This window comes from Mycobacterium cookii (assembly GCF_010727945.1).
GTDB classification, from domain to species: Bacteria; Actinomycetota; Actinomycetes; order Mycobacteriales; family Mycobacteriaceae; genus Mycobacterium; species Mycobacterium cookii.
This window is the reverse complement of record NZ_AP022569.1, coordinates 3,204,070-3,223,320: the sequence shown is the minus strand read 5'-3', so window position 1 is coordinate 3,223,320 and position 19,251 is coordinate 3,204,070. Positions and strand designations below refer to the sequence as shown.

The window sequence follows — 19,251 nt, the reverse complement described above, 5'->3', positions numbered from 1 at the left end:
CGATGGATCAGTCATGTGCTGGCGCTTGGGTTTCCGCGAGCACTTCGCGGACGTGCCGTGCGGCGTCTTCGCCCTCGTAGGCCCGCACGACGTCCTCGATGCCGCCGGTCAGCTTGATGACGCCGTGGTCGATCCACATCGCGGTCTTGCACAGCCGGGCCAGGAATTCGTTGGAATGGCTTGCGAACACCAGGATTCCGGACCGCTCGACCAGCTGCTGCAACCGCGACTGTGCCTTCTTGAGGAACTCGGCGTCGACGGCGCCGATGCCTTCGTCGAGCAGCAGGATCTCCGGGTCGATGCTGGTGACCACACCCATCGCCAACCTCACCCGCATGCCGGTGGAGTAGGTCCGCAGCGGCATCGACAGGTAGTCGCCCAGCTCGGTGAACTCCGCGATCTCGTCGACCTTGGCCAGCATCTGTTTACGGGTCTGGCCGAGGAAGAGCCCGCGGATGACGATGTTCTCGTAGCCGGAGATCTCCGGATCCATGCCGACGCCGAGGTCGAACACCGGCGCGACCCGGCCGGTGACTTTGGCCCAGCCTCGGGTCGGCTCGTAGATGCCCGAAAGTAGCCGCAGCAGAGTCGATTTCCCGGCGCCGTTGTGGCCGACCAGCCCGACGCGGTCGCCTAATTCCAACGACATCGTGATGTCCCGCAACGCCTCGATCACCACCACGTTGGACGCGTTGCGACCGATCGCGCCACCGGCCTTACCCAGGAAGGCTTTCTTCAGCGACCGCGACTTGGCGTCGAAGATCGGAAACTCGACCCACGCGTCGCGGGTTTCGATATGAGGTGGGACCGGGCTCGTCATTGCTGCCTACAGGTATTGCCCAGTGCCCGAACCGGGGTGGCCGGTTCGCCCGATTCCCGGTGGCAGACCACGTTGTTCGCGCATCTGCTCGAGCTGCGCGCGGGCGGCCATCTGCTGGGCGAACAGTGCGGTCTGGATTCCGTGGAACAGTCCTTCCAGCCATCCGACCAGCTGCGCCTGGGCGATACGCAGTTCGGCGTCCGACGGCACGGCACCTTCGGTGAACGGCAGTGTCAGTCGCTCGAGCTCGTCGCGGAGTTCCGGCGCGAGGCCGTCTTCGAGTTCCCGGATGCTGGTCGCGTGGATTTCGCGCAGCCGGCTGCGGCTGGCGTCGTCGAGCGGAGCGGCGCGCACCTCCTCGAGCAGTTGCTTGATCATGGTGCCGATCCGCATCACCTTGGCCGGCTGCTCGACCAGGTCGGTCAGCGACCGGTCGCCGTCATCGTCCTGTGCGGTCGCCATGATGCGCGGGTCCAGGCCGCCGATGACCTCGATGCTGTCGTCGTCGTTGCCGATACTCAAGACCAGTCACTCTCCTCAGGAGGCTAAGAGGGGCTACGAGGGGCCTCGCCATTCGTAGATCCAGGCCGCGCCGTTGTCGTAGATCTTCGCCCACCGCTTCGATCGGTCTATCGACACTAGTCCGTCAGGCACCTTGAACCCGCGCACCGTGGGCGCGCTGGTCAGCACATAGCGAATATTGAGCGCCCGTACCGCATCGGCGCCCCGCGGATCGGAGTCGACGTCGGCATAAGCCCAGAAGTTGAACCGGTAGTAGCCGGGCCCCATCTGCTGCGGGAAGTCGTAGTGCGTCCACAGCGGGTGCAGGTCGGCGACCGCGTACATCCAGGCGGTGCCGTCGACGTTGGAGTTGCCGATCAGCGTGGTGTGCGCGCCGGGCAGCGTGGCCAGGTGTGCCATCGCGTCGAGGTCCTGCTGGTTGATCATCACCGAGTCGTACTTGTCGCCGAACAGCACCAGATGCCGGTAGAGGTACTGCCGCCCGGCGAGCACGGTGGTGATCACCAGCATCGCCGCCGTCACCGAAACCCACACGGGCGCGGGCAGAGTGATGACCCGTCTGGCCAACGCGACGGCGCCGACGACCAACGCGAACACCGCGATGGCGGCCATCGGCGTCGCCAGCATCGTCACCACCGCCGACAGCCGCCGCGGGTCGTTGTAGAAGAACTGGCTGAACTGTTCGATCGCGGTCCCGAGCGGATTACGGAACGGCGCACCGGAGTAGATCGTCGCCACGGTCAGCACCAGCCAGAGCGCGGGCGGCCACCAGATCTTCTTGTAGAGCAGGATCGCCATGCCGATACCGCTGAGCGCGACCAAGCCGTACTGCGTCGGGAAGTCGTTGAGATGGCGGGTGTGCAGCAACAGCGCGTCGATCACGCCCTGCTTGACGGACTTGAAGCTGGGGAATGCGTGGCCGGCGATGATGCCTGCCTGCTGGGCCACCCCGATGAACTGCGGCGCCAAGATCACCCCGGCTGGCACCGCCGCCGCGGCCAGCGTCACCAGGTCGGCGATCCGCCCGCGCACCGGATGCCAACACGCCTCCAGCAACCACCAGGCTCCGGCGAACAGGATGACGATGAACCCGCCACTGAGATGCACCGAGAAAATGCCGACCAGGGCCAGCACCGCCAACGGGACTCGGTCGCGATGCCGCAGCGTCGACGCGGTCAGCGCGAACGTCGGTATCGCCACGCCGTAAGCCGCAAGGTTGGGCATCGCCGCGGTGCCGAATTCGACGTAAGGCACCGACGTGAACGACGCGGACAGCGCGGCCGCGGTGGCCGCCACCCCGGCAACGTGGGGCGTGCGCGGCCGCAGCAGGAACCAACTCAGCATCGCCGCGCTGGTCGGAAACAGCCAGACCGCGGCCGCCACTGAGGTCAGGGTGTAACCGGTGGTGGGTGCGGCGCCGGTGAGCTGACAGAACACCGCGGTCAGCGCGTGGAACACCGACGGGTAGTACAGCGGGTGGTGGGTCTCGACGTTGCGCAGCTCGCCCATATGGGTCGACGACGCCTGGCCAGTGTCGAGGATGAAGCGCACCTCGTTGGCGTGCCACACCGCGTCCCAGGTGCTCGGGATGGATTGCCAATGCACGATGCCGCGATAGGCCGCCCACATGATCAGCAGCGCGCCCAGGCCGATCCCAGCCACCACGATCAGCGCTTGCCGGCGATCGATCCCGCGCGCTTCAGCTTCCTGGTCGCGGTAGCGGGCGAGCAGCGGCTGCAAAGCGGCCACCACGACGCACACCGCAGCCAGCGCGGCGAGCGCTGTCCAACCGTTCCACGGGATTCCGACCGCGCCGAACGGGATGATCGCCAGGGCCACCACGCCGTAGGTCAACGCGGGGCCGACGGCGACGGCGACCGGCCAGGTTAGCTGTGCGATCCGCGCGACGATTGCCCCCGGCGCGATCAGCAAAAACAATGCGATCAGCGTTCCGAACCAGATCCCCACCCGACTAGTATTGCTGGCCGGGTGACCTGGCTCGGGAGGGCGGGGACCTATCCGGGTGCCCGCTACCGACACGATTTGGCTTATTGCGCAGAGCTCTAAGGTGGCTGGTATGGCTTACGACGTCGCCCGAGTGCGGGGATTACACCCGCTGCTCGGGGACGGTTGGGTGCATCTCGATGCGCCGTCCGGGATGCTGATCCCCGACTCGGTCTCGACCACCGTCTCGACCGCTTTCCGCGGGTCGTTCCCCAGTACCGCCGGCCCTCATCCGTCGGCCAAGCGGAGTGCGGCGGTGCTGGAGGCTGCCCGGCAGGCCGCGGCTGATCTGGTCAACGCCGACCCGCGCGGAGTGGTGCTGGGCGCCGACCGCGCGGTGTTGCTGGCGTCGCTGGCCGACGCGTCGTCGACCCGTGCCGGGCTGGGCTACGAGATGATCGTCACCCGGCTAGACGACGAGGCGAACATCGCGCCGTGGCTGCGCGCAGCAAACCGATTCGGCGCCAAGGTGAAGTGGGCCGAGGTCGACATCGAGACCGGCGATCTGCCGTCGTGGCAGTGGGAGAGCCTGATCGGGTCGGCGACTCGACTGGTCGCGGTGACGTCGGCGTCGGGAACGCTGGGCACAGTCACCGATCTACGCCCGGTCACCAAGCTGGTGCACGACGTGGGCGGGTTTGTCGTCGTCGACCATTCCGCGGCCGCGCCGTATCGCTTGATCGACATCGACGAGATCGATGCCGACGTGGTGGCGATCAACGCCGTCGGCTGGGGCGGTCCGCCGGTGGGCGCGTTGGTGTTCCGCGACCCCGCGATGATCAACACCTTTGCGTCGGTCTCGACCAACCCCTATGCGACCGGGCCGGCCCGTCTCGAGGTCGGCGTGCACCAGTTCGGCCTGCTCGGCGGCTTCGTCGCCAGCATCGAGTACCTCGCCTCGCTTGACGAGTCGGCCCGCGGGACACGACGCGAAAGACTGGCCACCTCACTGCAATCCGCGACGTCCTATATGGACGGGATCTTCGACTACCTGATGGGCTCGCTACGCTCGCTGCCGCTGGTGGTGGTAATCGCCCGGCCGGAGGCCCGGATACCGGTGGTGAGCTTCGCCGTCCACGAGGTGCCGGCGGAGCGGGTGGTGCAACGGTTGGCGGACAACGGGATTCTCGCGATTTCCAACGCCAACTCGCGAGTGCTCGACGTGATCGGGGTCAACGACGTCGGCGGCGCGGTGACGGTCGGCCTCTCGCACTACTCGACGATGGCCGAAGTGGACCAGTTGGTCCGCGCGTTGGCGTCGCTGGGCTGATCTGCCCGGCCGTCCGGGCGTTCGCAGCCCAGCGCCCGGCAGGCCGGGCGCGCCCGACGCGGCTAGACCGTCAAGACGATCTTTCCCGTCACCTCTCCAGACGACAGCAGACGGTGCGCCTCGGCGGCGTCCTGAATCGGCAGGCGCGCCCCGATGACCGGCCGCACCCGTCCGTCAGCAATCATGGGCCACACTGAGCGCGTGACCTCCGCGACCACCTCGCTCTTGCTGCTCGGCCCGGTGGTCGGCCGGCCGCGCAGCGTGGTGCCGATGACGTGAGCCCGTTTGCTGAGCAGCTTCGCGATATTGAGTTCGCCCTTGATCCCACCCTGCATTCCGATGATGACCAACCGACCGTCGCTGGCCAACGCATCGATGTTGCGGTCCAGATACGCCGCCCCCATGATGTCGAAAATCACGTTGGCGCCCGCGCCGTCCGTAGCTTCCTTCACCTTTTCGACGAAGTCCTCGTCGCGGTAGTTGATCAAGATCTCGGCGCCCAGTTCGCGACACGTTTCCAGCTTGGCCGCCGACCCCGCGGTGACGGCGACCCGGGCGCCGAGCGTGCGAGCGATCTGGATGGCGTGGGTGCCGATGCCGCTGGCGCCGCCGTGCATCAACAGGACCTGGCCCTCGCTCAGGTTCGCCGTCATCACCAGGTTCGACCAGACCGTGCAGGCCACTTCTGGCAAACCCGCGGCATCCGGCAGATCGACCCCGCCCGGTATCGGCATGAGTTGGCCCGCGGGCACCGCGACGTACTCGGCGTAGCCACCGCCCGCCAGCAGCGCGCAGACTTCCTGCCCGGGCGACCAGTCGCCGGCGTCGGCGCCCACCTCCGCGACGACCCCGGAGACCTCCATGCCGAGCAGTTCGCTGGCCCCGGGCGGCGGCGGATACAGCCCGGCGGCCTGCAGCAGGTCGGCCCGGTTGACGCCGGCGGCGCTGACTTTGACGAGCACCTCGCCGCGGCCCGGAGCGACATCCGGGACGTGTTGCCAGGAAAGTTGATCGGCGGATTCGACGACGATGGCGTACATGCCCGCCAACCTACTACCAGCGGATTTCGGGCTGTTCGAAAGGCGATGTGTCGCATAGCATGACGTGATGGCCGCCCTCATTGCCGGCCGGACAGCCAGCGAGATGCCCGGGCTGGATATCGCCGAGCAGAAGTCTTGGCAGAACTACCTTGATTCGACCCTGCGGTTGTTCGCGACGCTCAATCGTCAACTCAGCGACGTTCACCAACTGTCGCTGTCCGATGTCAGGGTCCTCGATTTGTTGGACAGCTCGCCGGCCGGGTGCGCCCGGATGGGTGATCTCGCCGAGGCGCTGGCGTCGCTGCCCAGTCGCCTGACTCGACAGATCCGTCGCCTCGAAGGTCAGGGGCTGGTGCGCCGCGAGGCGAGCCAGGCCGATCGCCGCGGTGTCGTCGCCACCATCACCGACGATGGGCGGGCGGCGGCGCGGCAGGCCATGGTGACCTACTCCCAGGCCGTCCGGACGCACTTCCTGGCCCAGTTGTCCCGCTCGCAGATCGCTGCGATGGGGGAGAACTGCCGTCGGATCAGCGCCGCGCTGAAGGTCTCCCATTAACCGAACCGCTACCCTTGTCCGCGGTGGCGTGGCAGAGCGGCCTAATGCACTCGCCTTGAAAGCGAGAGACGGCTAAAACCGTCCGGGGGTTCAAATCCCTCCGCCACCGCCCTGTCGGCCGGGCGGAATCTCCGTGGTGATGCGGTCCATCAACGCCCGGTATCGCTTGACCTCGGGATCGCTGCCGGGCTTACCGCTGCTCACCAGGCCGCCGGACAGTTGACGCTCCGGGTCGGCCCAGATCGCGCAGTTGGTCAGGCCGAGATGGCCGAACGCTGCCGGCGCGTTGCGGCCGAACGGGCCCCACTTCGTCGTGCCCAGCTGGAAGCCGGTGCCCCAGCGGGCCGGTTGCAGACCCATCGCGAAGTCAGGCCGTAGGCGTCGGCTTTCCCGCACCGCGCCGTGCAGCGTGTCCGGGCTCATCACCCGGACGCCGTCGAGTTCGCCTCCGCGGCGCCATATTTCAGCGAACCGAGACATCTCGTCGGCGTTCGAGATGGTGTTCGACGACGGGATCACGGTCTTGAGGAACAGCGGCGTGTTGGTCACCGGGATGATCTGGTGCACCGTCCCGCCGATCGCCTTGCGGAACAACGCCGCGATCGGGGCGGGCAATTGCTTGCCGGTCGCGTGGCTGGGCGCCACCAGGGGGATGTCTGGTTCGGCGACGCCGAAGTTGGTCCAGCGGAACCCCAGCGGGTCGAGGATCTCGGTGGCCAGAATCTCGCGCAGGTCCTTGCCGGCGGCGGCATAGATGATCTCGCGCATCAGCGGACCCCAGGTGAGTGCGTGGTAGATGTGCACCAACCCCGGGCGGTACACCGGCCGCAGATTGCCGAGTTGCTCCTGCGCGTACTGATGGTCGTCCGCTCGCTTGAGATCCGACTTCGGACCATTCGGGAACGGGACGCCCGCGCTGTGCGTCATCACGTGCCGGATCGTGGTGCGGTCCTTGCCGTGGCTGGTGTAGGTCGGCAGATATGTGCAGACGCGGTCGTCGAGTGAGAACTGCCCGCGCTCGACGAGCATGTGCACGACGGTCGCGGTGATCGCCTTGGCGGTCGAGTAGACGCAGAACGGCGTATCGGTCCGCACCGGGATCTTCTCGGCGTCCGGCGGGTCTGTCGGCGCGTTGCCCCAGCCGTGCCCGATCGCGCGGTTGAGCACGACCTTGCCGTTGTGGCGTAGGCACAGCTGGATCGCCGGATGCAGTCCCGCTTGGTACCAGTGCCGGGCGGCCTGCCAGATCCGTTCGACGGCCGCGGGGTCGATCTCGGAGTGGTCTTCGTCGCCGACCGCGGTGACGGCGTCGAGGTCGGCCGCGACGCGGATTCTGCCCTGCAGATCGTGCTGGCCGCTCATGCACACCCCTCTCGCGACGGTTTCCCTTGGCGAGGGTACGTGCGGCGGCTACGGGGGAGTTATCCACAGTCTCAGCTTTATCCACAGGTGGGCGTTGACGACGGTGTCGGCGTCGTTTGCCCGCGGTACTATTCGAACATGTATTCGAGTAGCCGAAAGGACATCGTGAAGTGCTGGGACGCACTGCACGATGCGGTGTCCGACGTGCTCGAACTGTCCTACGACGCGCTCACCACGCCCGAATGTTTGGCGTTGCTGGAACGCCAAGAACACGAGGCACGACGCCTGCCGGCGGCGGGCCACCCTGCGATCAACAAGCTTGCCAGGGAAGCCGGCGAAACCGAGCTGGGCGGCAGGCTGACCCATGCGCTGGCCAACCGGCTTCGGATCACCAGAGCTGAAGCATCGCGACGTGTCCACGAAGCCGCCGACCTCGGTGAGCGCACGGCGGTCACCGGCGAACCGTTGCCGCCGCAACTGGAGGCCACGGCGGCAGGCCAGCGCGACGGCCAGTTGGGCGCCGGTCACGTCGCGGTGATCCGCAGCTTTTTGCACCGGCTGCCGGACTTCGTCGACCTCGAAACGCGTCAGGTAGCCGAGGCGCAGCTGGCACGGCTGGGCACCCAGCACCGTCCGGACGAGCTGAGCAAGCTGGCCGACAAGCTCACCGACTGCCTGAACCCCGACGGCAACTTCACCGACGAGGACCGATCACGGCGGCGCGGCATCACCATCGGACCGCAGGGCGCCGACGGCATGAGTCCGATCACCGGATACCTGACTCCCGAAGCCCGCGCGACCGTCGACGCCGTTTTCGCCAAGCTGGCTGCGCCGATCGAGAACGACAGCCGGAGCGCCGCTCAACGCAATCACGACGCGCTCAGTGCGGCCGGCCGTCTGCTGCTGGAGTCCGGAAAGCTCGGTCAGCACAACGGTTTACCGGCCACCATCATCGTCACGACGACGCTGCGGGAATTGGAGTCCGGCTGTGGCCGCGGCCTGACGGGTGGCGGCACGCTGTTGCCGATGTCCGACGTCATCCGGCTGGCCGGCAACGCCCACCACTACCTCGCGATCTTCGACAAGGGCCGGGCGCTGGCGCTGTATCACACCAAACGGCTGGCCTCTCCGGCACAGCGAATTGTGCTGTACGCCAAAGATCGTGGCTGTTCGTTCCCCGGTTGCGAGATCCCCGGCTACCACTCAGAGGCGCATCACTGCGACCCGTATGCGAGGTGCGGCACCTCCGACGTCAACGACATGACCTTCGGATGCGGCGGTCATCACCCGCTTGCCGAGCAGGGCTGGACAACGCGAAAGAACCAGCGAGGCGAAACCGAGTGGATCCCACCTGCGCATCTGGACCATGGCCAGCCGCGGACAAACACGTTCCATCACCCCGAGAAGCTGCTACAGGACGATGACGAAGATCCGTGACGCCGCGAAGGCCGGATTGCGCGCCTCCTCCTCAGGCCGCCGCGCGGCCTGCATCGTCACCGCGCTAGGCCTGAATTGCGCGCCTCCTCCTCAGGCCGCCGCGCGGCCTGCATCGTCACCGCGCTAGGCCTGAATTGCGCGCCTCCTCCTCAGGCCGCTGCGCGGCCTGCATCGTCACCGCGCTAGGCCCGGTCGCCCTCGGTGTCGTCGAAGAACTGCCAGTTGCCGTCGACGTCCACTTCCATCCGCCAGCCGAGCTCGGAGTTGTCGGCCTTGGCGTCGACGAACCAGGCGTGCGCGTCCTCGGCGCTGGCAATGTCTTTGGTGTCGACGACGTCGCCGTGCGGGTTGAGTACTCGATAGGTAGCCATCCACGGGGACTACCCGTTGGAGGCGTACCGAATCGTCCTAGTCGCCAGTGAACTTCGGCGCTCGCTTGGCGAAGGTCGCCGCCACTCCCTCGGACAGATCCTTCGACGGCAGGAAGGCGGCGTTCCACGCCGCGACGTAACGCAAACTGGCCGACACCGCCGAAATCCGTTGCTGGTCAAGAACATCCTTGACGCCGCGGACGGTCAGCGGCGGGTTGGCGGCGATCTCAGCGGCGGTGGCATGAGCACCGGCCAACGCGGCGTCGGCGTCGGCGAACACGTCGTTGACCAAGCCGATTTTCTCGGCACGCTCGGCGTCGATGTTCTTGCCGGTCAGCGCGAGTTCCCGCAAGTGCCCGTCGGACAGGATCAGCGGCAGCCGGGCGAGGCTGCCCATGTCGGCGACCATCGCCAGCTTGACCTCACGCACCGAGAACTTCGCGTCGGCGCTGGCATAGCGGATGTCGACCGCGGAAATCAGGTCGACGCCGCCGCCGATGCACCAACCGTGTACCGACGCGATCGTCGGCGTGCGGCAGTCCGCGACCGCGTTGATCGCTTCCTGCATGCGCAGCACCTCGAGGTGGAACTCGGCGCGGGGTCGGGCCGACTCATTCGGTGCCAACACCGGCGCCAGCGTCCCGCCCATCGCCGGCACGTCCAGGCCGTAGCTGAAATTGCTGCCCGACCCGGTGAGCACGATGGCACGCACGTCACGATCGGCGTCCAGCTTGGCGAATACCTCGGGCATTTCGGACCAGAAAGCCGGCCCCAACGCGTTGCCTTTGCCCGGCCCGATCAACGTCACCTGGGCGACGTGATCCTTGTGTTCGATGGTGACGGACTCGTATGGCTCACCCATGACGAGACCGTACCGTGGATTGCATGCCTTCCGACCTGCGCCCCGGACCCGACTCGCCTCCCGCCGACGAACTTCGCGCCGCCGAGGCGGCGCTGGGAGTGCTGCAACACATCGTGCATCCGATCTCGCCCGACGACCACTCGCGCCAGACCGGCAGCGAGGGCTTCGACGTGGGCCAATTGACCGATCACCTGGTCGAGACGATCACGTCGATCGGCGAAGCGCTCGACGCCGAGCTTCCGTCACGCGATGCCGACGACACCGCCGAGCGTCAGATCATCGCCGTCGGCCGTCCGACGCTGGACGCCTTTCACGCCCGCCACGGCTTGGACGGCACCGTCACCTGGCACGGCAACGAACTGCCGGTGCACACTCTGGCGGGCGTGCTGGCATTCGGTCTGCTCGTGCACGGATGGGACTACACGGTGGCCACCGGACACCCGGCGGACGTACCGGATTCGCTGGCGGAATACGTGCTGGGCGTTGCCGAGAAGATCATCACGCCCGAGCGCCGCGCTAAAGGGGAGTTCGGTGCCGCCGTCGAGATCGACGACCATGCACCGGGTATCGACCGCCTGGTTGCGTTCACCGGCCGCGATCCGGGCCCGAAGAGCTAGACGCGCTCGAGGTAGAAGTAGAAGTACCGGCCGTTCTCGACGACGCCCTTGCCGTTCATGATGCCCATCACCGCGTCGTCGTCGATCACTTTGAAGTGATCGTGGACGGGTTGGCCGTCGTACACCATCGTGGCGGTGACTTCGCCGCGGAATTCCTCGAGCCACAGGCTCGCTTCACCCTTGCCCATCTTGACGTTGGAAAACCGGTTCCCATCGTCGTCGAGGCAGACCAGTGGCTGCACGTCGGCCACCGAGTTGAATGTTTTGCCGAACCAGCGCGCCTTCTCCAGTTGGCCGTTCATCCGGTGGCCGGTGACGAATTCGCCGCCCTTCCATTCGCCCAACATGCCGTCGATGCTGGCCGGCGTAAGGCTCGCCCAGTAGTCGTCGAGTTCGGCGTCATCGATAGCGCCCGCGTGTTGCTTGAACTCGGTGAACTTCTTGCGGGCCAGCGTCTCACTCATCGCGATCTCCTTCGATCAGATCCAGTTCTCGGCAAACGACAGCAGGGCGTCGTTCTCTTCCGGCGCACCGATGGTCACCCGGACGCCGTCGCTGCCGTACGGCCGGACGACGATCCGCGCGTCGGCGGCCTTCTCGACGAAGTCCAGAGTGCGGGATCCCAGCGGCAACCAGACGAAATTCGCCTGCGACGGCGGCAGGGTGAATCCCGTGCCACGCAGCGCGTGGCTCACCCGGGTGCGCTCTGCGACCACGGCGTCGGTGCGGGCGAGCAGCTCGTCTGCGGCGTCCAGCGACGCGATCGCCGCGGCCTGCGAGACGCTCGTCGCGGTGAACGGCACGTAAGCCTTGTCCAGGGCGGTGATCAACTCCGGATGGCCGGCCGCGTAGCCCACTCGCAGGCCGGCCAGGCCGTACGCCTTCGAAAACGTCCGCAGCACAACGACATTGGGGTAGCTACGCACCAGGGCCAGGCTGTCGGGCAGCAGGCCGTCGCGGATGTACTCGACGTAGGCCTCGTCGATTGCGATCAGGACGTGCGATGGCACCGCCTCGACGAACCGCGTCAACGCGTCCGGGTCGACCACCGTCGAGGTGGGGTTGTTGGGGTTGCAGACGAATATCAGCCGGGTCCGGTCGGTGACCGCGGCGAGCATCGCCTGCAGGTCGAAGGTGTGGTCGGACAGCGGCACCTGGACCTCGGTGGCCCCGGCGAGGCGGACCTGCAGCGGGTAGATCTCGAAGCTGCGCCAGCCGAACAGCACCTCGTCGCCGGCGGTGGCGCTGATCTGGATGAGTTGCTGGCACAGGCTCACCGATCCACAGCCGACCGCGATGTGCTCGGGCCCCCAGCCGCCGGCGCTGCCGACCCGGCCGGAGTTAAGGTGCTTCGCCAGAGCCGATTTGAGGTCGGCGCAGCCGTTGTCCGGGTAGCGGTTCACGGCATCGGTGGCGCACTCGATGGCCGCGCGGACGCTCGGCAGCGGGCCGAAGACGGTCTCGTTGCTGGCCAGTTTGATGGCACCCGGCACCGTCTTGCCCGGTACGTACGCCGGCAGCTCGGCCATTTCCGGGCGCAGGCGAGCAGTCATTTCGACAGCATATGTCCGGCCTGTGTACGCTGTGCTCCGCGGCGGTTCCGGCGGTCGGCTCCTGGCGGCGGTCCGGTACCCTCGGGAAGTTCGAGGAGGCGTGCCAGAGCGGCCGAATGGGACTCACTGCTAATGAGTTGTCCCCCTTACCGGGGACCGGAGGTTCAAATCCTCTCGCCTCCGCCAGCGTGGGGATCGCAAGCGCGGCGTAAGCCGGGCGAAATGGGTCACCACAGCAGTACGAGAGACAACTGAACACATGCGCCCGTAGCTCAACGGATAGAGCATCTGACTACGGATCAGAAGGTTAGGGGTTCGAATCCCTTCGGGCGCGCCACATATCGTCGGCTAGACCGCCTCAGTGTCGAACTGCCTGGTTTTCCCTCGCGACAGCCGCTTGATCGAATCGACCGCGCGCACGTCGACGTCCGTACTCGGCCCGCCGTGCCGACCGAGCACGTCGCTCAGTTCCGTCCGCAGTTGCTGGAGGTCGGTCGAACCGTCGGTCACCACGGACACATCGACTCCGCCGTGGTTTTGGTCGATGAAGAAGTTCACGACGCCGGGGGTGGCCACGACCGTCTGTTCGAGATCCGCGCGCGGCACCACGGCACCACCGTCGTACTTGAACACGCCGTCGATCCGGCCGTTGACCGACAAGATGCGTCGATGAGCGCAACCGCACGGGCATGGCTCGTCGGTCATCGTCACCGCGTCGGTCAGGTCGTAGCGGATCAGCGGCTGCACCGGGTTGAACAGGTTGGTCAGCAGCATCCGAGCCGCGGGCTGCCCATAGGGCACGACGTTGCCGTCGGCGTCCGCCGGCTCGAGGATCACCAGATCGTCGGCGACGTGCATGCCTTCGCCGACGCCGCACGGAAACGCGTAGGTGCCTTCTGAGCAGCCCCAGAACTCCGAAGCCTCGATCCCCCACGCGGACCGCACGGCCTCGCGGACCGGCTCGGTGCACAGCTCCCCAGCGACGCTGACCCAGGTCGGCTTGATGGTCAGCCGCCCAAGCCTGGCCTCTTGCGCCAGCTCCCAGATCAGGCTCGGCCAACCCTGCAGGGCCTCCACACCAGGACGGATGTTGTTGAGACGGTCGACCATCGCGCCCAGGGGCAGTGTGGCGTCGAAGCAGTGCGACGTGGGCCCGCCGCCCTCGAAGCTGCTGAAGGCGTAGAACGCGCCCGATTCATGCCTGGCGCTGCAACTGAAGCACTGGGCCAAAACCGCCGCCGGGTCTTCGCCGCGTCGCCCGGTCCACCGCGAGCCCTGCATCACGAACGTGATGAACGAGTCCCAGCCGTAGACGTGGTAGGCCTCGGTCCCGGCGTATCCCGAGCTGACGATCGCCCGGTACTCGTCGTCGATGTAGCGGTCGCCGTCCAGCGAACTGATGTGTTCGCTGATGCGGGCGCGGGTCAACCCGGGGACGGTGAGAATCCGGTCGAACTCTGTCATCATCTCGGTCTTGGTCAGGATCGGCAGTGACGGGAGGTCGGCCTCGGTGAAGTTGGCCAGGTCGTGGCCTGCCAGTCGTTCCCGCCAGAACGGCGAGTGCTCGGCGGCGTGCACCAGCAGCTCCCGAAGGCGCCGTTCGCGTTCGGCGGCGAGACGTGCTGCGTCCCAACGCAGCCGGCGCACCCCCTTCATGTAGGCGTCCTGCAATTCGGCACGTTGGCGCCGGACCAGTTCGGAGTAGATTCCGCCCGGCGTCGGGGTGGGGAGCATCGTCTGCATAGACCGATAGTACTATAAAACGGCGATTTACATACTAATGGTAGCAAAAGCGTGTGCCAGTAGTCAGGCAGGTTTGCGACTCTTCGGCGCCGGCAAGCCGGCTTTCCCCACAGCGTCAGCCGACTGGACGGGTTACCACCAGACCCAACGCGTACGGCGTGGCGCCGACGGACTCGCAACCGATCGACGGCAGGATCATCTCGTCCAGGACGCACCGTTCGTCGCGGTCCACCGCTTCGTCGAGGTAGATGACATCCCCCGGTCGTAGGTGAGCATTGATCGCCTCCCAGGCAAAGACGGTCGGTTCGTAGATGTCCATGTCGAACAGCACCAGCCATTGCGCATCGCGCGCGGCGGGCAGGTCCACCGCGCCCAGAGTGTCCTGGACGTCGCCGACGTGCCAACGTACGCGCTCATCGTCGATCGCCGGCGGCTGACCACCGGCATCGAACATGCCCTGCGGATATTCACGCCAGGCGCGTGGCAGCCCCGTGAAACGGTCGAACCCGTGCCAGACCACGTCGTCGCGACCGCCCAATCGGCACAACCACCAGTTGGTCGCATAGCCCCAGGCGACACCGAACTCGAGCACCACAAGACGACGGTTTGGGTCCAGCCTCTGCGCGAGCCGTTCCCACAGCGTTTCGCGCCGCCCGAAAACCGTTGGCCGAGCACCGAACACACGCACCTGCCAATCGACGAAGTCGGCGATCTGTGCGGCGTTGATGGTCTTGGTACGAAGCGTCGAGGAAGCTCCGAACAGGCGTGCCACGCTTGGCGCCAGCTTGATCCAGAAGTTGTACTGGCTCGCGTCGGGGAAGGCCGATGAACTTCTCCTTCGCATACGCAAGGTCCTCTCAGAGAGCAACGACACTGGCGGCTCGGGCCCCTTCGTTCGGCGGGGTCAAGCCAGCCTCCTTGAGCAGGCGTTTCTCATCGACCTTGCTGGAAGAAGTCAAGGGCAAGCTGGCCACCAGGAAGAACTGATCGGGCAACATGGTCTCGGGGAGCCGTTGGCTCGCGGCCTGGCGGACGCCGACAGGGGTGAGTTCGCGGTCGGTCACCACAAATGCGGCGATCCCCAGATCGCCCTCCAGGTCGAAGGTCGTGCACGCCGCGGATGCGATCCCCTCGGTGCTGCCGAGCGCCTCGGTCACCTCGACCAGTGACAGCCGCACACCATGGCGCTTGATGACGCGGTCCGAACGGCCGACGTAGACGTAATTGCCCCGGTCGTCGCGGTAAACCAGATCGCCGGTGCGGTAGACGGTGGCTCCCTCGACCACGTCGGTTCGCAGCACGGCCGCGCTGTGGCCCGGGTCGTTCAGGTATCCGGCCATCAGCTGCCGCCCGCTGATGTGCAGCTCGCCGACGACGCCGGGGCCGTCCACCGGACTTCCGTGTTCGTCGACGAGGTGGAACGAGCTGCCGGCGTGCGGCTGGCCGATCGGTACCAGCCCGGCGTCGAGCAGCTCCGGCGTCAGGTCGAGATGAGCGACCGCGATGGTCGTCTCGGTCGGCCCGTACCGGTTGACCACCCGCAGGCCTGGACTGGCGGCCCACACCGCCCGGATGTCGGCAGTGGACGGCGCTTCACCACCCAGGGCCATCACGCGCAATGGGGTGTCGGCCAGACGATCGAGCCGGCCGCTGGACCGAAGCAGCCGCAGGTAACTGGGAGAGAAGCTGGTCGCAGTGATGCCCTCGCGGGCGACAATCGAGAAGAACCGGCGTGGAAACAGCAAAGCTTCCCGGTCGGGGATGACGAGTGGGACTCCGCGCACGAGCGGAGGAAAGATCGCCGAAAAGGACCCGTCGAAGTGCACGGGCGAAACGCAGAGCGCTCGGTCGTCCGGGGTGAGCCCGACCGCGTCGGCGCATGCTTCGGCCGCGGTGAAAAAGGCGTCCGAGGTGATCTGGACGCCTTTGGGAACTCCGGTCGTGCCCGAGGTGTAGATGATGTACGCAATCCGGCCCGTCACGGGTAGTGGCGGGGGACCGCCTGCCGCGCTCAAGGCCGAAAGGCTGGTCCACACCGTGCCGGCTGGGAGTCCCGATGGCCGCGTCTGACCCGCGGTAATCACCTGTGCGGGTCGGCAGTCGGCGACGATCTGCGCGCGGCGGACGTCAGGGTCGGTGATCGCCAGCGGAACGAACGTGGCCCCCGCCCACAGACAGCCCACCGCCGCCACCACGAAGTCCACCGAGTTGCCGATCAGCAGAGCAACCCGATCGCCGGGCCTGACGCCTTTCTGATGCAGGCCGGCAGCCACTCGGCGCGCTGCGGCGCGCAGTTCGCCGCGGGTCAATGCGCGGTTCAGGTCCTTGACGGCGGGCTGGTTCGGGTCTCGGTTTACGTAGTCCAGCACAGCGCCGAGCACGCAGGTGTTCGTCACGTGCGGCTCAGCTGCCCGCGAGTCGGGCGACCACCGGCGCGAAGGACTCCATCGCCTCGGCGCCGATGACGATGTTGGTGAAGCCCCACCGCTCGCGGCGCTTGAGAAGCCGCTCACACAACTCGTCCTCGGTGCCGATCAGGACGATCGGGAGTTCGAGCGCATCCTCGCCCGGAAAGCCGAGCATCGTTGCGGTGCGAGCGGCCGCGCGCTGGCTGGCGACGACTCTGGTGGCGAAGGCCACGATCTGCAGCTCGATGGCGTTGAAGCGGTCACCGGCCCCGTCGCGCACCCATGACAGGCAGCGATCGAAATGCTCGAAGGAGGCCTGGCTCGCCAGATCGCCGCCCTTTACGCCCGACGCCAGGCTGGTGTTGACGCCCACGGTGTCCGCGTGTTCGGCCGCGACGGTGAGTATTCGTTTGCTTCCGCCTCCGACGATGACGCGGGGCGGCAAAGCCGGGCGAGGATCGCAGCGGGCGTCCTGCACCGTGTAATAGGTCCCGGTGTACGTCGACTTCCCTTCGGACCACAGCGTCTTCATGACCGCGAGGCTCTCGGCCAGCCGGTCCACGCGGACAGCGGGTTTGTCGTACGCGATGCCCGCTTGTTCGTAATCGCTCCGCAGCCAGCCCGCGCCGAAACCCACCTCGACCCGTTCTTCGGCCGCCAAGCCGAGCGTGGCGATCTCCTTGGCCACGACGACCGGGTTGCGGAGGTCGTTGTTCAACACACCGAAGCCCACGTGGAGGGTCGAGGTCGCCTCGGCCGCCACGGTTGCGGCGACCAGGGGCCCGAACTGGGCGTCGAGGTGGTCAGAGATGTACAGGGTCGAGTAGCCGAGTGACTCGGCCATCCGCGCCTGGTCTCGCCAAGCCGACATGGTGGGCGTGACCTCGGCGAGTACGCCGAATCGAAACGGGAGTGTTGAGGGCATCGTCCTTACCTCCATGGCTTGGCATCAAAGCTAACTCATTACCGACCAATAGTCATTGAAATATCCTTATATCATCCCTTATAGTGCTTTCCATGCCAACAGCAGTACGTACAGTCGGTTCGGACTGCGCGCCCGCAGATGTCGCGGAAGTGCTCAAAGAAGACGGGTGCGTCGTCATCGCCGACCTCGCATCCGCCGAAACGATGGACCAGATCAGGGCCGAGATCGCGCCGTACCTGGCCGTGACATGTGGAGGCAACACCGACTTCCTCGGGGAGGTCACGCAACGAACCGGCGCGCTGATCGCCCGTTCACCGAGCGCTCGCCCACTGATCGCCCACCGGACGATCATCGACACGCTCGATCTGGTGTTGGGCGACCACGCCAGCACCTTCCAGATCGACCTGACCCAGCTGGTGACCATCGGACCCGGTGAGCCGGCGCAGATGATTCATCGGGACCAGTGGGCGTTCGACCGCTACCGGTTCCCGATGGGTTTCGAAGCCGAAGTGGGCACCATGTGGGCTGTCACCGACTTCACCGAGGAGATGGGCGCCACCCGGATGGTGGTAGGCAGCCACCGGTGGGAGGACGACCCCGACGACGTCGACTTCGAGCTGTCCGCCCCAGCGATCATGACCAAGGGGTCAGTGCTGATGTATACGGGCTCGATATTCCATGGCGGAGGTGCCAACACGACCGAAGTCAGCCGGATCGGGATGAACGTGGGCTACTCGCTCGGGTGGTTGCGGCAGGAGGAGAACCAGTATCTCGCCTGCCCGCCCGAGATCGCCCGGACCCTTCCCGAAGGTCTGCTCCGGCTGATGGGTTACCAGCGCGGTTCCTACTCCATCGGCTACGTCGACGACATGCGTGAACCGCTGGACTGGCTGTACGACAGCCCGGCGTACATCTCCGACTTCTACGGTTATCGCCGCGTGGCCCGCAAGCGGCTCAGGGCGACCGGGACCTACGTCCCACCCGCGGCACCCGACACCAATTAACAGGTTGAACCACAACAGAAATACGAGGGAATACGTGATGCTGGACCAGATTCGCGACGTTTTATCTGCGCACGGCCGGATGGCAATTGATCCACGCGAGGTGGACGATCAGGCCGATCTCTACGAACTCGGCCTGACGTCGCATGCGTCGGTCGATGTGATGCTTGCGCTCGAGGATGCCTTCGACATCGAGTTCCCGGAGGAAGTGCTCAAGAAGTCCACCTTTGCCTCGATCCACAACATCGCGCAGGTCGTCGAAGGTCTGGTCAAAGCGCCTGCATGATGCCACGTGCACGAGCCGTCAACCCACCGAAACCGGCTCCGCCGAGCGTCTTTCCGAGCGAGATCGACGGGCGCCGGGTCCGTGTCGGGTGCGACATCGTCGCCATGGAGGATGTCGAGGGTTCGCTGGCGGCGTTCGGGGACCGTTACCTCCGCAAGATCTTCACGCCGAGCGAAATCGACGACTGCCGGGGCCGCAACCGGGTGCACAGCCTGGCGGCCCGGTTCGCGGCCAAGGAAGCGGTGATCAAAGCGTTCGCCGAGCCCGAGATGCCTTTTCCCTGGCGGGAAATGGAGGTGACGCGGGACGGTCCCTTGCCTCGGCTTCGTCTGAGCGGAGCGCTCGCCGAGCGGGCACGAGGCCAAGGCTGGCTCAGCTCGTCGTTGTCGCTTTCGCACGCCGACTGCCACGCAATGGCCGTCCTCCTTGTGGTCTGCGGCCCGGTCGTGTCCAGCGCCAACGGCCCTCGCTGAT

Annotated in this window: 20 protein-coding genes and 3 tRNA genes; 10 read left to right on the top strand and 13 right to left on the bottom strand. The window is 66.5% G+C overall.

Annotation, left to right across the window (positions count from 1 at the left end; translation table 11 throughout):
* Positions 1 to 7: 7 nt before the first annotated feature.
* The 3 genes from wzt to G6N27_RS15175 form a co-directional block, all read right to left on the bottom strand.
* On the bottom strand, positions 8 to 820 hold the full coding sequence (gene wzt / locus G6N27_RS15185; protein ID WP_163777147.1) for a galactan export ABC transporter ATP-binding subunit Wzt/RfbE: 813 nt from the start codon (positions 818 to 820) through the stop codon (positions 8 to 10).
* Between the two features lie 6 nt (positions 821 to 826).
* Positions 827 to 1,282: a bacterial proteasome activator family protein gene (locus G6N27_RS15180; protein ID WP_276044904.1), complete on the bottom strand. Its 456-nt coding sequence runs from the start codon at positions 1,280 to 1,282 to the stop codon at positions 827 to 829.
* A gap of 93 nt (positions 1,283 to 1,375) precedes the next feature.
* Positions 1,376 to 3,310 carry a DUF6541 family protein gene (locus G6N27_RS15175; RefSeq protein WP_163777143.1) on the bottom strand — a complete coding sequence of 645 codons (1,935 nt, stop codon included), beginning with the start codon at positions 3,308 to 3,310 and terminating at the stop codon, positions 1,376 to 1,378.
* Positions 3,311 to 3,419: 109 nt separating this feature from the next.
* Between G6N27_RS15175 and G6N27_RS15170 the strand changes: the two genes are divergently transcribed.
* Entirely contained in the window at positions 3,420 to 4,616 is a 1,197-nt protein-coding gene (locus tag G6N27_RS15170; protein ID WP_163777141.1) for a cysteine desulfurase-like protein, read from the top strand.
* A 62-nt stretch (positions 4,617 to 4,678) separates the two neighbouring features.
* Here G6N27_RS15170 and G6N27_RS15165 read toward each other — a convergent pair whose 3' ends face one another.
* A complete protein-coding gene (locus tag G6N27_RS15165) occupies positions 4,679 to 5,656 on the bottom strand; it encodes an NAD(P)H-quinone oxidoreductase (protein WP_197746507.1) in 978 nt (325 codons plus the stop codon).
* A 67-nt stretch (positions 5,657 to 5,723) separates the two neighbouring features.
* Between G6N27_RS15165 and G6N27_RS15160 the strand changes: the two genes are divergently transcribed.
* Both G6N27_RS15160 and G6N27_RS15155 read left to right on the top strand, forming a co-directional pair.
* Positions 5,724 to 6,212: a MarR family winged helix-turn-helix transcriptional regulator gene (locus G6N27_RS15160; protein ID WP_163777138.1), complete on the top strand. Its 489-nt coding sequence runs from the start codon at positions 5,724 to 5,726 to the stop codon at positions 6,210 to 6,212.
* A 22-nt stretch (positions 6,213 to 6,234) separates the two neighbouring features.
* Positions 6,235 to 6,321 (top strand) — tRNA-Ser (locus G6N27_RS15155).
* Here the strand turns inward: G6N27_RS15155 and lipE are convergent.
* Positions 6,303 to 7,574, bottom strand: a complete 1,272-nt coding sequence (gene lipE, locus G6N27_RS15150; RefSeq protein ID WP_163777136.1) for a lipase LipE — start codon at positions 7,572 to 7,574, stop codon at positions 6,303 to 6,305. The two genes, G6N27_RS15155 and lipE, sit on opposite strands and share 19 nt — an antisense overlap.
* A 138-nt stretch (positions 7,575 to 7,712) precedes the next feature.
* Between lipE and G6N27_RS15145 the strand changes: the two genes are divergently transcribed.
* Positions 7,713 to 9,011, top strand: a complete 1,299-nt coding sequence (locus tag G6N27_RS15145) for an HNH endonuclease signature motif containing protein (protein ID WP_163777134.1) — start codon at positions 7,713 to 7,715, stop codon at positions 9,009 to 9,011.
* Positions 9,012 to 9,193: 182 nt separating this feature from the next.
* Here G6N27_RS15145 and G6N27_RS15140 read toward each other — a convergent pair whose 3' ends face one another.
* Both G6N27_RS15140 and G6N27_RS15135 read right to left on the bottom strand, forming a co-directional pair.
* Positions 9,194 to 9,382: a hypothetical protein gene (locus G6N27_RS15140; RefSeq protein WP_163777132.1), complete on the bottom strand. Its 189-nt coding sequence runs from the start codon at positions 9,380 to 9,382 to the stop codon at positions 9,194 to 9,196.
* Positions 9,383 to 9,419: 37 nt separating this feature from the next.
* Entirely contained in the window at positions 9,420 to 10,244 is an 825-nt protein-coding gene (locus G6N27_RS15135; protein ID WP_163777130.1) for a crotonase/enoyl-CoA hydratase family protein, read from the bottom strand.
* A gap of 23 nt (positions 10,245 to 10,267) precedes the next feature.
* On the opposite strand from G6N27_RS15135, the gene G6N27_RS15130 reads away from it, so the two are divergent.
* Positions 10,268 to 10,861, top strand: a complete 594-nt coding sequence (locus G6N27_RS15130; protein ID WP_163777128.1) for a TIGR03086 family metal-binding protein — start codon at positions 10,268 to 10,270, stop codon at positions 10,859 to 10,861.
* Here G6N27_RS15130 and G6N27_RS15125 read toward each other — a convergent pair.
* Complete coding sequence (locus G6N27_RS15125) at positions 10,858 to 11,325, bottom strand: DUF4334 domain-containing protein (protein WP_163777126.1); 468 nt, start codon at positions 11,323 to 11,325, stop codon at positions 10,858 to 10,860. The two genes, G6N27_RS15130 and G6N27_RS15125, sit on opposite strands and share 4 nt — an antisense overlap.
* Before the next feature lie 15 nt (positions 11,326 to 11,340).
* Positions 11,341 to 12,414: a pyridoxal phosphate-dependent aminotransferase gene (locus G6N27_RS15120; protein WP_163777124.1), complete on the bottom strand. Its 1,074-nt coding sequence runs from the start codon at positions 12,412 to 12,414 to the stop codon at positions 11,341 to 11,343.
* A 94-nt stretch (positions 12,415 to 12,508) separates the two neighbouring features.
* Here G6N27_RS15120 and G6N27_RS15115 point away from each other — a divergent pair.
* Both G6N27_RS15115 and G6N27_RS15110 read left to right on the top strand, forming a co-directional pair.
* Positions 12,509 to 12,600, top strand: a tRNA-Ser gene (locus G6N27_RS15115).
* A gap of 75 nt (positions 12,601 to 12,675) precedes the next feature.
* Positions 12,676 to 12,751, top strand: a tRNA-Arg gene (locus G6N27_RS15110).
* An 11-nt stretch (positions 12,752 to 12,762) separates the two neighbouring features.
* Here the strand turns inward: G6N27_RS15110 and G6N27_RS15105 are convergent.
* The 4 genes from G6N27_RS15105 to G6N27_RS15090 form a co-directional block, all read right to left on the bottom strand.
* The gene (locus tag G6N27_RS15105) at positions 12,763 to 14,157 is read right to left on the bottom strand and encodes a phenylacetate--CoA ligase family protein (protein WP_163777122.1); all 1,395 of its coding nucleotides are present in this window, start codon (positions 14,155 to 14,157) and stop codon (positions 12,763 to 12,765) included.
* A gap of 115 nt (positions 14,158 to 14,272) precedes the next feature.
* Entirely contained in the window at positions 14,273 to 15,001 is a 729-nt protein-coding gene (locus G6N27_RS15100) for a class I SAM-dependent methyltransferase (protein ID WP_163777120.1), read from the bottom strand.
* 13 nt (positions 15,002 to 15,014) lie between these two features.
* A complete protein-coding gene (locus G6N27_RS15095; protein WP_163777118.1) occupies positions 15,015 to 16,553 on the bottom strand; it encodes an amino acid adenylation domain-containing protein in 1,539 nt (512 codons plus the stop codon).
* A gap of 7 nt (positions 16,554 to 16,560) precedes the next feature.
* A complete protein-coding gene (locus G6N27_RS15090; protein ID WP_163777116.1) occupies positions 16,561 to 17,490 on the bottom strand; it encodes a TIGR03621 family F420-dependent LLM class oxidoreductase in 930 nt (309 codons plus the stop codon).
* Positions 17,491 to 17,582: 92 nt separating this feature from the next.
* Between G6N27_RS15090 and G6N27_RS15085 the strand changes: the two genes are divergently transcribed.
* From G6N27_RS15085 to G6N27_RS15075, 3 genes are read left to right on the top strand one after another with little or no spacing between them, the layout of a single operon-like run.
* Positions 17,583 to 18,494: a phytanoyl-CoA dioxygenase family protein gene (locus G6N27_RS15085; RefSeq protein WP_163777114.1), complete on the top strand. Its 912-nt coding sequence runs from the start codon at positions 17,583 to 17,585 to the stop codon at positions 18,492 to 18,494.
* A gap of 37 nt (positions 18,495 to 18,531) precedes the next feature.
* Complete coding sequence (locus G6N27_RS15080; protein WP_163781849.1) at positions 18,532 to 18,777, top strand: acyl carrier protein; 246 nt, start codon at positions 18,532 to 18,534, stop codon at positions 18,775 to 18,777.
* On the top strand, positions 18,777 to 19,250 hold the full coding sequence (locus G6N27_RS15075; protein WP_163777112.1) for a holo-ACP synthase: 474 nt from the start codon (positions 18,777 to 18,779) through the stop codon (positions 19,248 to 19,250). The genes G6N27_RS15080 and G6N27_RS15075 overlap by 1 nt, the downstream gene beginning before the upstream one ends.
* Position 19,251: the final 1 nt, after the last annotated feature.

What these genes read in the sequence shown, in the direction of transcription:
- wzt (WP_163777147.1), bottom strand. Translation starts at nt 820, where the DNA reads ATGACGAGCCCGGTCCCACCTCATATCGAAACCCGCGACGCGTGGGTC.
- G6N27_RS15180 (WP_276044904.1), bottom strand. Translation starts at nt 1,282, where the DNA reads ATGGCGACCGCACAGGACGATGACGGCGACCGGTCGCTGACCGACCTG.
- G6N27_RS15170 (WP_163777141.1), top strand. Translation starts at nt 3,420, where the DNA reads ATGGCTTACGACGTCGCCCGAGTGCGGGGATTACACCCGCTGCTCGGG.
- G6N27_RS15165 (WP_197746507.1), bottom strand. Translation starts at nt 5,656, where the DNA reads ATGTACGCCATCGTCGTCGAATCCGCCGATCAACTTTCCTGGCAACAC.
- G6N27_RS15160 (WP_163777138.1), top strand. Translation starts at nt 5,724, where the DNA reads ATGGCCGCCCTCATTGCCGGCCGGACAGCCAGCGAGATGCCCGGGCTG.
- lipE (WP_163777136.1), bottom strand. Translation starts at nt 7,574, where the DNA reads ATGAGCGGCCAGCACGATCTGCAGGGCAGAATCCGCGTCGCGGCCGAC.
- G6N27_RS15145 (WP_163777134.1), top strand. Translation starts at nt 7,713, where the DNA reads ATGTATTCGAGTAGCCGAAAGGACATCGTGAAGTGCTGGGACGCACTG.
- G6N27_RS15140 (WP_163777132.1), bottom strand. Translation starts at nt 9,382, where the DNA reads ATGGCTACCTATCGAGTACTCAACCCGCACGGCGACGTCGTCGACACC.
- G6N27_RS15135 (WP_163777130.1), bottom strand. Translation starts at nt 10,244, where the DNA reads ATGGGTGAGCCATACGAGTCCGTCACCATCGAACACAAGGATCACGTC.
- G6N27_RS15130 (WP_163777128.1), top strand. Translation starts at nt 10,268, where the DNA reads ATGCCTTCCGACCTGCGCCCCGGACCCGACTCGCCTCCCGCCGACGAA.
- G6N27_RS15125 (WP_163777126.1), bottom strand. Translation starts at nt 11,325, where the DNA reads ATGAGTGAGACGCTGGCCCGCAAGAAGTTCACCGAGTTCAAGCAACAC.
- G6N27_RS15120 (WP_163777124.1), bottom strand. Translation starts at nt 12,414, where the DNA reads ATGACTGCTCGCCTGCGCCCGGAAATGGCCGAGCTGCCGGCGTACGTA.
- G6N27_RS15105 (WP_163777122.1), bottom strand. Translation starts at nt 14,157, where the DNA reads ATGCAGACGATGCTCCCCACCCCGACGCCGGGCGGAATCTACTCCGAA.
- G6N27_RS15100 (WP_163777120.1), bottom strand. Translation starts at nt 15,001, where the DNA reads ATGCGAAGGAGAAGTTCATCGGCCTTCCCCGACGCGAGCCAGTACAAC.
- G6N27_RS15090 (WP_163777116.1), bottom strand. Translation starts at nt 17,490, where the DNA reads ATGCCCTCAACACTCCCGTTTCGATTCGGCGTACTCGCCGAGGTCACG.
- G6N27_RS15085 (WP_163777114.1), top strand. Translation starts at nt 17,583, where the DNA reads ATGCCAACAGCAGTACGTACAGTCGGTTCGGACTGCGCGCCCGCAGAT.
- G6N27_RS15080 (WP_163781849.1), top strand. Translation starts at nt 18,532, where the DNA reads ATGCTGGACCAGATTCGCGACGTTTTATCTGCGCACGGCCGGATGGCA.
- G6N27_RS15075 (WP_163777112.1), top strand. Translation starts at nt 18,777, where the DNA reads ATGCCACGTGCACGAGCCGTCAACCCACCGAAACCGGCTCCGCCGAGC.